Annotated in this window: 9 protein-coding genes; 6 read left to right on the top strand and 3 right to left on the bottom strand. The window is 54.6% G+C overall.

Annotation, left to right across the window (positions count from 1 at the left end; all coding sequences use genetic code 11):
• Window positions 1-76: 76 nt before the first annotated feature.
• Window positions 77-1267: a cohesin domain-containing protein gene (locus SH528x_RS31505; protein ID WP_442507383.1), complete on the bottom strand. Its 1191-nt coding sequence runs from the start codon at window positions 1265-1267 to the stop codon at window positions 77-79.
• Between the two features lie 459 nt (window positions 1268-1726).
• Here SH528x_RS31505 and SH528x_RS31500 point away from each other — a divergent pair, with 459 nt between their 5' ends.
• Window positions 1727-7120: a beta strand repeat-containing protein gene (locus tag SH528x_RS31500; protein WP_442507382.1), complete on the top strand. Its 5394-nt coding sequence runs from the start codon at window positions 1727-1729 to the stop codon at window positions 7118-7120.
• Window positions 7121-7173: 53 nt separating this feature from the next.
• Here SH528x_RS31500 and SH528x_RS31495 read toward each other — a convergent pair whose 3' ends face one another.
• A complete protein-coding gene (locus tag SH528x_RS31495) occupies window positions 7174-8583 on the bottom strand; it encodes a BBP7 family outer membrane beta-barrel protein (RefSeq protein ID WP_442507381.1) in 1410 nt (469 codons plus the stop codon).
• A 440-nt stretch (window positions 8584-9023) separates the two neighbouring features.
• Between SH528x_RS31495 and SH528x_RS31490 the strand changes: the two genes are divergently transcribed.
• Entirely contained in the window at window positions 9024-9845 is an 822-nt protein-coding gene (locus SH528x_RS31490) for a response regulator (protein ID WP_442507380.1), read from the top strand.
• A complete protein-coding gene (locus SH528x_RS31485) occupies window positions 9839-11479 on the top strand; it encodes an ATP-binding response regulator (RefSeq protein WP_442507379.1) in 1641 nt (546 codons plus the stop codon). Before SH528x_RS31490 ends, SH528x_RS31485 begins: the two co-directional genes overlap by 7 nt.
• A gap of 95 nt (window positions 11480-11574) precedes the next feature.
• Here SH528x_RS31485 and SH528x_RS31480 read toward each other — a convergent pair whose 3' ends face one another.
• Window positions 11575-12519: a WecB/TagA/CpsF family glycosyltransferase gene (locus tag SH528x_RS31480; protein ID WP_442507378.1), complete on the bottom strand. Its 945-nt coding sequence runs from the start codon at window positions 12517-12519 to the stop codon at window positions 11575-11577.
• A gap of 190 nt (window positions 12520-12709) precedes the next feature.
• Between SH528x_RS31480 and SH528x_RS31475 the strand changes: the two genes are divergently transcribed.
• From SH528x_RS31475 to SH528x_RS31465, 3 genes are all read left to right on the top strand, one after another.
• On the top strand, window positions 12710-13375 hold the full coding sequence (locus SH528x_RS31475) for a class I SAM-dependent methyltransferase (RefSeq protein ID WP_442507377.1): 666 nt from the start codon (window positions 12710-12712) through the stop codon (window positions 13373-13375).
• A 169-nt stretch (window positions 13376-13544) separates the two neighbouring features.
• The gene (locus SH528x_RS31470; protein WP_442507376.1) at window positions 13545-14339 is read left to right on the top strand and encodes a thymidylate synthase; all 795 of its coding nucleotides are present in this window, start codon (window positions 13545-13547) and stop codon (window positions 14337-14339) included.
• An 80-nt stretch (window positions 14340-14419) separates the two neighbouring features.
• On the top strand, window positions 14420-14935 hold the full coding sequence (locus tag SH528x_RS31465; RefSeq protein ID WP_442512217.1) for a dihydrofolate reductase: 516 nt from the start codon (window positions 14420-14422) through the stop codon (window positions 14933-14935).
• Window positions 14936-15058 lie beyond the last annotated feature (123 nt).

Raw genomic sequence — 15058 nt, 5'->3', positions numbered from 1 at the left:
TGGTAGCGAAATCGCGACTCAATTAGCAATGGCATTTGGGGTGTGATTCTAGTTTCACAGCCCGTGGGGAATCGATCTACCAAAGCTGGTTGGCAGCAAAAGCCTGGTCCAGATTTTCGTAGTCATCGCGAATGGTATCGTCCTTGTCATCGTCGGAGTTGCTTAACGCGATCATCGAGTCAGCGGAAGATTTTGCTGGCAAGGGCAGCGATTCACCTTGCGCGGATCGCGATGTGTTCGCGATTGAATTGCTAGGCTGAGGGGTTGTCACAGCCAGAGTGTCCGCCGATGCCGTTGCAGGAGCAGCGGAGGCAACGGATGCAGTGGCCGGGGGGGACGCGGCGACGGGGGCCACGCTTCCGGCGGTTGCGTCGACGTTGATTTGCCGAATTACGTTGGTCCATGCAGTCGAACCTGCCGGCTGGGTCGATGCCGTCAGCAAGCGGTTGTAGATGTATTGAGGCAACAGGCCTGCTTCACGAAAATTTTGGTCCGCCGCCGTTTGGCCTGACACCAAAGTTAGCGACAGTTCGTTGATTCCGCCCTCGATGTAAGCAATCGGCTGGGTTTCAGTCAGCGTATAGGACGCAAACGCGAGCTGCGTAAATTCGTATTTTCCGGTGGAGTCCGTCGTCGCCTGAGTTGTGGCTCCGGTGGCCACATTGGTCAACGTGATCACGACCCCTGGGATTCCTTCGACAGTTTCGGGAAGATTGTTGACATTGGTGTCGGCATACACGAATCCCGTTATTCGCTGGTCTCCATTGTTATTATCTGCCGTTACGGTCAAAAGTCCATCAGTGGCGTCGGCGCCAGCGATCGGCGCCGGATTGACTGGGATTTGGCCTTCATTGAAAACCACTTGGGTGAGGTCAAAAACGGCGGTACTGCCAGCAGCCGCATTACTGGCGATGGAAAACGATAATTCGACCAAACTGCCACTGGTCGATGAGAGACCAGCCGACACCGACACAAAAATGACCACCGTTCCGGCTGCATCATCCACATTTGCGGTAACCTGTGTGTCCTGGGATCCGTTAAACACGGATCCTGCCGTAATTGCATCCGGAGTCAAATCCAGCAGGTTTGTGTTGTAGCTGAGTCGGATTTCGGCACCGCGGATGCCTGCGGCGTCATCCACATTGACGGGAACCGAGACAATTGCCGCTGCGGCACCGGTCAAATCATCCGGAATGTCAACTGCGGCAAGAAGCCGACGTAATTCGAGACTTTCAAGCCCCAGCCGACGTGTTTTTTTTCGTTTCATGTTCGTTAGACTCGCAAAGCCAAAAGAGGTTTCACAATTCTGGTTCCCAAGTGTCATATTTCCAGAGCGGAATAAAAAAGTTGCTTTGACTTTCGTACGCAACAACCTGTTCTCAATGGCGTTTGACGGTACAACCCAACCTGCAAATAAATAATTTCATTTGCCGGAACTTCCTCGCGCTAGTGACTCTCTAAGTCCGGGTTCTACAATGGCCCGACCCGAACATCTTTTAACACCGTTACCAACTAACACGCAAAGCGAAGGCGACTGTGCACGGCGTTTAACGCCGCCGAATCAAGGATGCTCGTAAATTTCGATCTGCAGGCGGCTCCACGCCCCTAGGACCTCCGGTTTGCCCGGGATGTCAAGTAAGTCGTTTTAGTCCCCCCCCACTTCCCCCATTCAGAAGCGTGTCCCCAATTTTGGTGGGACAGCTTTAGCAGAAATAGGTTTTACGCTATGCGCAGGTTCTTTAAATCGGTTCGTCCATTACAGAAAAAGCGTCGTGGAGCAGCAAATGCCCGGCGTCTGAGCTTGCAATCGCTTGAAAATCGACGCGTATTGGCGGCGACGATCACGTCCTTTACCCCGACGGCCAGCGGTTTCACGGCGGAATTGAGCGAAGAAGTCAGTACGTTGAACCTGAACCTGTACGACACCCAGGGGCAAGCCGCTGGCGCGGCCGACGTCACGTTATCGGGGGCAACGAACGGCAACGTCCGCGGATCGTTATTCGTCAAAGACACCACCGTTACTTTTATCGCCAGCGGCGGCGCATTGGCTCCGGACACTTATTCGGTAACGCTGCGAAGTGCTGCGGATGCGTTCACCGATCTGGCCGACGGCGAATTGCTTGACGGTGACAATAACGGGACCGCCGGAGGAGATTACACAAATACGTTTACGGTAGCGGCAGGCAATCCTTTGACCGTGGGGTTGCCGGATATTGTGCGGGGGCCGACTCAGAGCATCCAAGTTCCTGCGGGCGGAAGCGGTGTGGCGTTGCCGGCCGGGCTTCCCATCCAAATTAGCAATTCGGAAGGAGTCACCTCGGTCACGTTAACGATCCAGTATGATCCGGCGCTATTGGACATCAGCGATGTGCAACTCGGAGTCGACGCGCCGTCGGGAAGCCAAGTCGAATCCAATTTGACCGTGCCTGGAACGGCCACAATTTCGTTTTTCTCGATCGCCCCGTTGGCTGCGGGACAGACGAGCCTCGTCGATATTATTGCCTCCGTTCCTGAAGACGCACCGTACGGCGAATCGCAAGCGATTCGCATCACATCATTGGACGTCAACGCAGGTGCGCTCAGTGCAACGGCCGATGACGCCGTGCAAGTTGTCGCGTTTGTGGGGGATGTCAATCGCAACCAACGTTATGACGCCGAAGACGCTCGCTTGATTGCACGTGTGGGCGTAGGACTCGATTCGGGCTTTGTGTTCTCGGAACCGACCAGCGCGTCGGCGACCACCCGCTTGTATCCCACGATTGATCCCGTGTTGCTTGGCGATGTCACTGGAGTGGACGGACTGAGTCCCCTTGATGCCAGCGATCTGTTGCGACGCGTGGTTGGGTTATCGACACCGAATATTCCCGCCCTGCCGGCAAATCAAGCACCAATCGATCTGTCGTTGTCTGTCACCTCGGTAGGCGAAGGACAACCGATCGGCACAACCGTGGGGGCGTTTACGACGAACGATCCGGATGTCAACCAGTCGCATACCTACACTTTGGTTACCGGTACAGGTAGCACCGACAACGCATCTTTCACCATCAGCGGCAATCAACTGAAAACCGCTGCCGTGTTTGATATGGATACCAAATCCAGCTACACCATCCGGGTGAGAACAACGGACCCCAGCGGACTGACGTTCGAGAAATCTTTGGTCATCAGTGTTACTGAAGCGAATGAGGCACCGACCGCTGTGTCGTTGACAAGTAGCACGGTTGCCGAAAATGCGACAGTGGGAACCGCCATCGGCACCCTGAGCACCACGGATGCGAATGCAAGTGACACGCACACTTACAGCATCGTTTCGGTCGATTCGGTTACCGGCAGTAACCTGTTTACGGTCTCGGGCACCTCGCTCAATGTCGGTGCTTCGCTTGACTTTGAAGCCAAGCCGAGTCATTCCGTCGTCGTTCGCACGACCGACCAAGCTGGTTTGTCATTCGACCAAACGCTGACCATTACCGTCACGAATATCAATGAAGCTCCGACCGCGATCGCACTGAGCGAAACATCGATTGCCGAAGATGCTGTGTCGGGTAGCACGGTTGGCACATTTACTAGTACGGACGTGGATGCCAGTGACACGCACACCTACTCGTTGGTGACCGGCACTGGCGACGATGACAACGCATCGTTCACGATCGATGGCAACTCGCTGAAGACCGCGACGACGCTCGATTTTGGAACCAAGTCAAGCTACAGCATTCTCGTCCGCAGCACTGACGTTGGCGGTTTGACCTTCGATCAAGCCTTTACGATCACCGTCACCGAAGTAATCCCCAACGTCGCTCCTACAGCAATCGCCTTGAGCGAGAATTCGATCGCTGAAGATGCCGTCTCAGGCAGCACTGTGGGCACGCTGAGCAGCACTGATGCCAACGATGGCGATACTCACACTTACACGCTGGTAGCTGGAACTGGCGATGATGACAACGGATCGTTCACGATCGATGGCAACTTGCTGAAGACGGCGATGACGCTTGATTTTGAAACTCAGCCCAGCTACACCGTTCTCGTTCGCAGCACCGATGACGGCGGTTTGTCGTTCGACCAGACGCTGACAATCACTGTCACGAATGTTAATGAGGCTCCAACTGCGATCGCTCTCAGTGCCTTAACGATCGGCGAAGATGCTGTGTCGGGCAGCACGGTTGGCACATTTACCAGTACTGACGTGGATGCCAGTGACACGCACACCTACTCGTTGGTGACCGGCACGGGCGACGATGACAACGGATCGTTCACGATTGACGGTAACTCGCTGAAGACCGCGACGACGCTCGATTTCTCGACTCAATCGAGCTACAGCGTTCTTGTTCGCAGCACTGACGCCGGCGGTTTGACTTTCGATCAAACGTTTACGATCACCGTAACCGAAGTAATCCCCAACGTCGCTCCTACAGCAATCGCCTTGAGCGAGAATTCGATCGCTGAAGATGCCGTCTCAGACAGCACTGTGGGCACGCTGAGCAGCACTGATGCCAACGATGGCGATACTCACACTTACACGCTGGTAGCTGGAACTGGCGATGATGACAACGGATCGTTCACGATCGATGGCAACTTGCTGAAGACGGCGACGACGCTTGATTTTGAAACTCAGCCCAGCTACACCGTTCTCGTTCGCAGCACCGATGACGGCGGTTTGTCGTTCGACCAGACGCTGACGATCACTGTCACGAATGTTAATGAGGCTCCAACTGCGATCGCTCTCAGTGCCTTAACGATCGGCGAAGATGCTGTGTCGGGCAGCACGGTTGGCACATTTACTAGTACGGACGTGGATGCCAGTGACACGCACACCTACTCGTTGGTGACCGGCACTGGCGACGATGACAACGCATCGTTCACGATCGATGGCAACTCGCTGAAGACCGCGACGACGCTCGATTTCTCGACTCAATCGAGCTACAGCGTTCTTGTTCGCAGCACTGACGTTGGCGGTTTGACCTTCGATCAAACGTTTACGATTACCGTCACCGAAGTGACGCCCAACGTTGCTCCTACTGCAATTGCCTTGAGCGAGAATGCGATCGCCGAAGATGCCGCAGTAGGCACTGAGGTGGGTACGCTAAGTAGCGCTGATGCCAACGTTGGCGACAGTCACACTTACTCGTTGGAAGCTGGCACTGGTGATGATGACAACGCTTCGTTCACGATTGACGGTAACTCGCTGAAGACCGCAACGACGCTCGTTTTCTCGAATCAGTCGAGCTACAGCGTTCTTGTTCGCAGCACTGACGCCGGCGGTTTGACGTTTGATCAAACGTTTACGATTACCGTCACCGAAGTTACGCCTAATGTTGCTCCTACTGCAATCGCCTTGAGCGAGAATACGATCGCCGAAGATGCCGCAGTAGGCACTGAGGTGGGTACGCTAAGTAGCACCGATGCCAACGTTGGCGACAGTCATACTTACTCGTTGGAAGCCGGCACTGGCGACGATGACAACGCTTCGTTCACGATTGACGGTAACTCGCTGAAGACCGCGACGACGCTCGATTTCTCGACCCGGTCGAGCTACAGCGTTCTTGTTCGCAGCACTGACGCCGGCGGTTTGACCTTCGATCAAACGTTTACGATTACCGTCACCGAAGTGACGCCCAACGTCGCTCCTACCGCAATTGCCTTGAGCGAGAATACGATCGCCGAAGATGCCGCAGTAGGCACTGAGGTGGGTACGCTAAGTAGCACCGATGCCAACGTTGGCGACAGTCATACTTACTCGTTGGAAGCTGGCACTGGCGATGATGACAACGCTTCGTTCACGATTGACGGCAACTCGCTGAAGACCGCGACGACGCTCGATTTCTCGACTCAATCGAGCTACAGCGTTCTTGTTCGCAGCACTGACGCCGGCGGTTTGACGTTCGATCAAACGTTTACGATCACCGTCACCGAAGTGACGCCTAACGTCGCTCCTACCGCAATTGCCTTGAGCGAGAATATGATCGCCGAAGATGCCGCAGTAGGCACTGAGGTGGGTACGCTAAGTAGCACCGATGCCAACGTTGGCGACAGTCATACTTACTCGTTGGAAGCTGGCACTGGTGATGATAACAACGCTTCGTTCACGATTGACGGTAACTCGCTGAAGACCGCGACGACGCTCGATTTCTCGACTCAGTCGAGCTACAGCGTACGCATTCGCAGTACCGATGCAGGCGGAGAGACTTTCGAGGAAACCTTCACGATTACCGTTACCGAAGTAGCTAATGTTGCTCCGACCGCGATCGCACTGAGCGAATCATCGATTCCCGAAGACGCGGTCACTGGCACCGAAGTCGGCTTGCTGAGCAGCACCGATGCCAACGTTGGTGACAGTCACACTTACTCGTTGGAAGCCGGCACAGGCGATGATGACAATGCATTATTCACAATCGATGGCAACTCGTTGAAGACTGCGACGTCGCTTGATTTTGAAACTCAGCCCAGCTACAGCGTTCGCGTCCGTAGTACCGATTTGGGTGGGGCAACGTTCGAGCAAGACTTCACCATCACCGTCACGAATGTCAACGAAGCTCCGACGGCAGTCGCTGTTTCACGCACCACGATTGCTTCGAACGAACCTATCGATACCGAAATTGGTTTGCTGAGCAGCGAAGATCCTGATGCAGGGGACTCGTTCACCTACACGGTCGTTTCGGTCGAAGGCGAAACGACGGAAACCTTCAATGTTTCTGGCGGTAAACTTGTCTCCAGCCAAGTTTTTGACGCGGCAATCAAGGACATGTACGCAGTCACCGTTCGCACTGAAGACGCCGGCGGTCTCACGTTTGATCAAGTGCTGCAGATATCGATTAGTGAAGACAACGAAGCTCCAGTCGGGATCGCGATTGATAATTCGTCGATTGCCGCTAACTCGGTGGCCGGCACAACCGTGGGGTCGCTGACTACAACGGATCCAAACACCGTCGACGAGCACGTTTACTTGCTAGTCGATGGCGCTGGTAGCACTGACAATGCGTCCTTCACGATCGAAGGCAATGTGCTGAAAACCAGTGTCGATCTCGATTCGAGTTCGCCGTCGACGTTTAGCATCCGAGTGCAGAGCCTTGACCGATACGGCCTTTCGACCGAGGTGGTTTTGACGCTTACCGTTGAAGACGTTGTGTAAGTACTTGGTTCGAATACCCCAGTACGGAGTGTTCAGCGAGCTGTCGGTGCTCGCTAGAACGAGAATTTGACGCCGGTTGTCAGCCCGTGGGCGATGAAGTCGTCGGTTACAAAGTTAAACCGGGGATTTCCGCTGCCCGAGGGCGGTTCGGGTGGGAATTGCGAAACGCTGCGGTCGATGACGTCCGCGACTCGCATGGCGTCGGACCAGTACAACAGGCTGTAGCCGATCGAAAGCTCGACGAAATCGTCGATTCGTTTTGACAGGGTTAGCCCCACTTCGGGGATCACCGTAAACTGCGAATCGTCGTATTGGCCGATGTTGGTTTGTTGAGCAAGCAGCCCGCCGGTGAACGAAGCGGAACCGGAACCAGGAACAGTATTGGTGGTCCCGCCATCAATCGTGACTTCGGCGCGGTTGACGCCCAGTCCGACTTTGAGAAGCGTGGCCAGCGTCCAAGTTCCCGAAGTTCGCCGGTAGTTAAGCCCAATCTCGGCCCCATTGAATTGGTTTTCAACGTCAAATTCGTCGAATAAGACGACGGACGTTCCTGAGATGATTTGGCCTCGCGGTGCCGTGTAGGTGGACGATTGGTCAATGCGAAGCATCTCGTCCAAGCGAGCGTGCCGATAACCAATTAACAAATCCAAGCGGTCGCATGCGGTCGAGGCTAGCCGCTGGCGTCGCAGGACATCAAAAGCGTAAAGTTCGTTTTCGACTTGGACACGAACCGAACCACTGAGGAAGTCCGGATGCGCGATCAACATCGCGTCCTCTGCCCCGGTTTGAGTGTTGAAGACGGGGCGGGCCAGCAGGCTGCTGTTGCTGCCGAAGCTCTCGTCGTCGCTAAACACGCCAAGCGCCGACAGTTCAATGCCGCCATTGCGATTGGAGTCGATCCGACCCACGCTGATCCGGGCACCCGATCGCAGTGAATCCAAGATCTCGTCGCCACCAAATAGAATTGTCGTTTCCGGGCGATTTAGTATGCCAGTGTTCTCAGGCGTCGTACCACTCGGGCTGGTTGTCACCAACGGAGGCAAGCTGATTCCATCAAGTGACCAGGACAAGTATTCGGCACGTATCCAAAATAGATTGCGGGAGTTTGCGATGCCAATGCTATCGCAGGCGTCACAGCCTTGGCACGAACCGCTGTCGCATGCTGTCGGCTCGATCGCGAATCCTTCGTCATACTGCAACGGGACGCCCAACAGCGAATCGTAGAAATCGTAGGAAACGGGGGTCACCGCAGCCTGTTTTGTGGGCGATTCGGACTCGCCACTGGCCAATTTCACCACGCTGGAAGCGTCTGATTTAGCTTGTTTACCTGTGACGGGCCGCCAAGTCATTTTGCGTGGAGACTGTGGCGCAGCGGCGTCCGAAATGTGCGTGGGCGAATCCGCCGCGTAGATAACGCTGGATTCGACGAATACGATCACCATCGCAAGGAGGGCAATCGTCAATCGGCTTATTGTTTTTCGGGTGGACAACATTGTCTTCGGGGCGCAAGGGAAGCACAAGTTTTGGCTAGCACCCTATGTCGCTCATCAAAGAAAGCGGTGTCAATGGCGAATGTCGTCTAGCATGTTGCCCACGACCAGTTCGTTTAGGAAACCCAGACCAGTTCGTTTGGGAAACTCAGAAAATGATCCAGGTCGGCTCACATTGTTAGTTGCCTGGGCGGCACCCCCTCCGTATATTGTCAGCGAGTTTCAGGCTGGGATGTGCAGACGATTGTACCGTAGAGGCCGTGAGACGTTGCTCCAATGTCGATGATGACGCTGGTGGCGGCTAGAGTCGGTCACAGCTCGAATCCTTGTGACAGTTCGGAGCTTTTGCTTTCCCTACCTTCGCCATCTCTCGCGAATGAAAGCATTTGACTTCTGCAGGAGGCATTCAGGGTATGTTGGTTCTCTCACGCCGCTCTCAACAACAAATTGTCTTCCCCAATCTGGGCATCACGCTTCAAATCCTTCAGGTCCGCGGACAAATTGTGAAGGTCGGAATCGAGGCGCCTCCGGAGATCGCGATTCTTCGTCAGGAGACGCTCGCGTCGCAATCGGATCGCAATCAAGACGCCCCTGTCGTGACTGGTCCTGCTGACGAATCCGAGCATCGACGACGCAATCAGCTCAATGTGCTGCAGCTTCATCTGGACGCGATCCAGTTGCGAATCGATCGGGGCGAATTGCCCGACGCCAAAGCGATGATCGAAACCCTGGTCGCACGGCTGAATAATGACAATCACGAGGTGGCGTCAATGCCGACGCAGGCTATCGAAACGCCCCAAGAGCGATCCGCGAATCCGCCACTGCGATTGCTGGTCGTGGAAGATTCGGATAACGAACGTAGCTTGATGACCTATCTGCTTGCCTCGCAAGGGTTCGTCGTGCATGTCGCTCGAGACGGTGCCGAAGCGTGTGAGCGATTGCAGTACTGGGGCACTCTGCCGGATTTAATTTTAATGGACATGCAAATGCCCATGCTCAGCGGACTGGAAACACTACGTCGCATTCGCGAAAACGAGCGAACCAGAGATTTGCGTGTCTATGCGGTGACCGGATCGCGTCGCCGAATCGAAGACGAGCCAGTTGGACGTGGATGGGACCGCTGGTTTGCCAAGCCTTTGGATATCAAAGAATTGGTGCAGGCGATTCGTGACGATCATTCACACTGTATCCAATCCACTGCAGTGCCAACGGTGTCAGGAGACTTGCCGTGGTAACGATTCTGACCGATCGCCTCAGTGGCACATGGCAAGGGATCCTGCGGCGATATGCGACGGCGGTCATCAGCACCGGAGTCGTGATCTGGGTCCGTTCGCTGTTGCAACCGTGGCTAAATGAAGAGTGTCCGTTTAGTTTGTTTTACCTGAGTGTGCTGCTGACGGTGTGGATCGCCGGCACAGGACCGGCTATCTTCGCGATTGGATTGGGCACCGTCGCCGCAGCCCACTTTTTCATCCCACCCTCGTCGAGCCTGTTGATCGATGACGTTCCCGATTTGGTCCAGTTGATCATTTACGTCTTCGTCAACTGCGTTGCAATCATGCTGTTCAATCGCGCAGAACGTCAACGCAATCTTGCCGAAAATCGTTCTCTTGAAAATGAACGACTTGGCGATGACCTTCGGAAAGCGGACTTGAGGAAGGACGAGTTTTTGGCGTTATTAGCGCACGAACTTCGGAATCCTCTGGCGCCGATTCGCACAAGTTTAGCGTTGCTAGAGCGAAATGAACGTTCGCCTGATGTGGTCCGGCGAATGCGAGAGATCATTCATCGGCAAACGATCCATCTGATCCGCATCACCGATGACTTGCTGGATGTGTCACGCTTTTGTCGCGGCAAAGTTGAATTGCAAGTCCGGCGAATCGATCTCCGTTTAGCGATCGCTGATGCGATCGAAATGGTCGAGAGTTCGTTTGAGTCTAAGTCGCAACGATTCCTGTCGCTCATTCCCGACAATCCGATTTGGGTGGACGGCGATCGAGTGCGTCTAGCTCAGTTGCTGGCCAACCTGCTTGGCAACGCGTCAAAGTATACTCCCGAAGCGGGACGCATCACATTGAACTTGGAACCGATCGACGATCAGATCTCGATCATGGTTAGCGACAATGGAATTGGCTTTGCTCCGATGCAAGCGGATCGCATCCTTGAACCCTTTGTGCAAATTGATGCAAGCCGAACACGCGAATACGGTGGATTGGGGGTAGGACTAACCATCGTCAACCGCTTGGTTGCAATGCATGGGGGGACCCTGTCGGCGACCAGTCGTGGTCCTGGGATGGGAAGCTGTTTTACAGTGCTTTTACCAGCCGCGATCGGCGAACGAGACGAAGCGTTTGCCGAGGATGATTTCGCAGACGCAGTCGTGCCAAGCTGTGCCAATCACGAAATCCCGGTCGATCACGAAACCTCAGTCGATCACGAAATCCCAACGCATGCGGTTGCGAAGTCGTTGCTGTTAGTAGAGGACAACAAAGATGCTTCGGCGCTACTTGCCGAGCTCTTCGAGTCCGAAGGCTTTCAAGTCCAGGTCGCCTACGATGGCGTGGAAGCAATTCAAAAGGCAACGCAATCTCACCCCTCGGTGATCGTCATGGACATCGGGTTGCCCGGCATGGACGGCTACGAAACGGCACGTCGCATCCGTCGCTCGCCAACGATCAGCGGCATCAAGATGATCGCTCTGACCGGTTGGGGTGGTCCCACCGATCGTGACTTGGCAATTCAAGCGGGGTTCGATTTGCACCTGGTGAAACCGATCGCGTTCCATACGCTACGCGATTATGCCCAATCCATGATTGATGAACCGGTTCCAGCGGAGAAGTGCGATAAGCCAAGTTTTGTGCAAACTTAATAGGCCGCGCCGCTACCAAAGTAGGTGATATTGGGCTAACGTCGTTGGCTCAGTTCTGTCCTGTTAACACCCGGGCAATACTTGGCTGTTCGTGCCTAGCCGAACAACACTTCGTCCTGGGGTTCGACTCCGCCGTCGCTGCGACGAACGTAAAGTCTCAACTTCTGCAGCGTCAATAACGAAACAAATGCAGGGTTCGTCGTCGCGTAACGCTTCCATAACCGCTTGGGCTCGCGAGTGAAGCGAAACAACCACTCCAGTCCGTTGCGTTGCATCCAGGGTGGAGCCTGGGCAAGCACGCCCGCATGAAATGCAAACGCGGCACCGACCGCAATCAGCGGCATGTTCACGCGATCTCGCATTTCATAGGCAAAGACTTCTTGGCGAGGGCAGCCGAGACCGACAAAGCAGATCCCTGCACCGCTGTCGCGAATTTCCGCTGCCAACTCATCGCGCTCGGCGAGCGAAAGGTTGCGAAACTTGGACGCTCGCTTACCGGCAATTTGAAGCTTGGGGAATTTTGCACAGAGGTTTTTGGCAAAACCGTCCAGCATCTCTTCGGTCGCCCCGAACAAGAAAATCGAAACGCCTGCTTCGGCTGCCGCTTCACAAATCTTCAGAGTTAGTGTCGGACCGTAAACCCGATCCGGTAAATTGCATTTGTGCAAACCGTTCAGTGCCCAACGCACTGGTTGGCCGTCCGGACAAACCAAATCAAATTGGTTCAGGCGATATTGGTGCTCTTTGTCACCCACGCCGGTCATCACACCGTGAACCGCTAACGCTGTGACTGCGAGCGGTTGACGTTGTTGGCCAGCCTCGATCACGCGTTGGACTGCCGCTTCGTAATCGATCGCACTGACATTGATCCCCAGAACGTTATGCTTTCCTAAATCAATCATCGTTTGTGTCCACCGTTCTGATTCATCCGCCCTGCACTCGTGACAGAGACGCTCACGCAAAGCGGCATCGCTTGCTGATAACAATGTGCCACCATGCAGCACCATGCCGAAAGCCCCCATCGGGTAAAACTTTGGCAATGCTTTCACTCGGCCGGCGATCGCAAAACCACAAGATCACTAACGAGGCGTAGGTTTAATGCCCGATAGTAGTCAGGCGAACACGGTTGAGAGTCGGCAACGCAAAATTTTCATAGAATGGACGTGACGTCTCCCGCATAACCAACACATTTCGCACTGCTCTTTCTTCTTTATTTTCCGGAACAACCACGTGACTCTCGCTCGTACGCTTGAACCCGAATCGATGGACACCTTTGACGAGGCGGTGACCTATCTGGAAATGAACCATTCCCAGGTAAATCGCACGTTTGTTGACGATCTGTTCGCGGCGGGGACGGCCGGTCCAAGGGTGATCGATCTGGGCTGCGGCCCTGCCGTGCTGTCGATCGAAATTGCCTCGCGGGATAAGGCGATCGAAGTGATCGCAGTCGATTTGTCAGCCGAGATGCTCGATCTTGCCAAACAAGAAATCGACTTCGCTGGAATGCTTTATCAAATCTCGCTCCACCAAGCCGACGCAAAATCGATGACCGCGTATGAAGACGAGATCGCCGATACGGTGGTTTCCAACAGCCTGATTCATCATCTGGAACAGCCAATCGATGCGATAGCGACCTCGATGCGATTGGTCAAAAGCGGTGGACGTGTGTTTATTCGAGATTTAATGCGTCCAGAATCGGAATCCGCCGTGGAATCGCTTGTCCAATTGCATGCGGGTGACGAAAACGAGGTGGCTCAGCAGTTACTTCGCCAATCGCTTCATGCCGCTTTGACACTCGAAGAAATCGGCCAAGCGATTGAGGAATGTGGAATGGATGCCGAGTGTGTCCGAGCCACAAGCGACCGCCACTGGACGATTGATTGGACGCGTCCGTAACACGGTCTCGTCGGCTTTCACGCCTTTCCAGTCATTCAGCAAATTGACGCCTCTCGGCAAACCCGTTCCTTGCGGGATAGAATTAGCAATCGAAATGATTGCATGGTCACTCGGCGGTGCCGCTGGCCCTCGTTCCCCTTTATTTTCCCTAAAAAACAAACTTCATCCGATGCGAACTTACCTCCTATTGCTCGACGAAGTCTTGAATCATGGCCTGGACCGCGACGACCGCACTGGCGTTGGGACCCGTGGCTTATTTGGTCGTCAAATGCGTTTTGACTTAAGCGAGGGGTTCCCGCTGCTGACCACCAAGAAGCTGCATATGCATTCGATTTTGCACGAATTGCTGTGGTTTTTGCGTGGCGACACCAACATCAGCTATCTACGCGAAAACGGCGTCAGCATTTGGGACGAATGGGCCGACGAAGAGGGGAATCTGGGCCCTGTCTATGGTCAACAATGGCGTTCGTGGGAAGGCGGCAACGGTGAAACGGTCGATCAAATCGCCTGGGTCACCAACGAGATCCGAGAAAACCCCCAATCCCGTCGCCTGATCGTGTCGGCCTGGAATGCCCATCAAATCGACAAAATGGCGTTGCCTCCATGCCATCTGCTTTTTCAGTTCTATGTTGCTGGCGGAAAGCTGTCTTGCCAACTGTATCAACGCAGTGCTGACCTGTTCTTGGGCGTTCCCTTTAATATCGCCAGCTACGCGTTGCTGACGATGATGATGGCAAAAGTGACGGGGCTCGAACCGGGCGATTTCGTTCACACGCTCGGTGACGTTCATCTCTACCGCAATCATTTTGACCAAGCTCGCGAGCAGCTGACCCGGCATCCCAAGCCGTTGCCGAAAATGCAAATCCAATCCACCCCGGACTCGATCGACGGATTCACTTTCGAGGACTTTCAGTTGACGGATTATGATCCGCATCCACGTATTAAAGCTCCGATCGCTGTATGACCTCTGCTAGCGTGGCAAATCTGGACTCCAGCTCGCTTTCGGATGCTCCGTCCCAATCTCGTTTGATTGCCTTGGTGGCGATGACCCCCAGCGGTGTGATCGGCAAAGACGGCGATATGCCGTGGCGGTTACGCAGCGATCTGCAGCGGTTCAAGCAGCTGACCATGGGGGGGACGCTGATAATGGGCCGCCGGACGTATGATTCGATTGGCCGCCCGTTGCCGGGACGCCGCACGATCGTGGTCACGCGAAACGCCGATTGGCATTGTGAAGGGGTGCTGCGAGCGGAAAATCCGGAACAAGCGGTAATGGTGGCCAAGACACCCCCAACTTCGCCACAGGAAAGTTCTGCCGACTCGGACACTTCCTCGATGAACCGTGGAATCTATGTGGTGGGCGGGGCAGAAATCTACCGACAATTGCTACCATGTTGCGACGAAGTTTGGCTAACTCGAGTGTGGTCCTCGGTTTGCGGAGACACGATTCTATCGATCGAGCTCTCCCAATTCCGCCAAATCGAGCAAACCCGTATCATCGCCTCTTCGAAAAACAGCGTCCCAACGGAGTTCATCCGAATGGTTCGTGAAAATTCTTAGAAAAATCATCCCACGTCCCCATTGAGCAAAAAGGGGGCCAGACGGTATAGTCCGGGATTCTTGGCCGATGCATCGTGCACCTTGACCCAATGTGTCACACGTTCGTCGTATTTTGCCGTCCCT

Origin of the sequence: Novipirellula methanifontis, assembly GCF_052161655.1 — a bacterium.
In the GTDB taxonomy this organism is placed as follows: domain Bacteria; phylum Planctomycetota; class Planctomycetia; order Pirellulales; family Pirellulaceae; genus Novipirellula.
The sequence above is the reverse complement of the archived record's forward strand: the minus strand, read 5'-3'. Positions and strand labels throughout refer to the sequence as shown.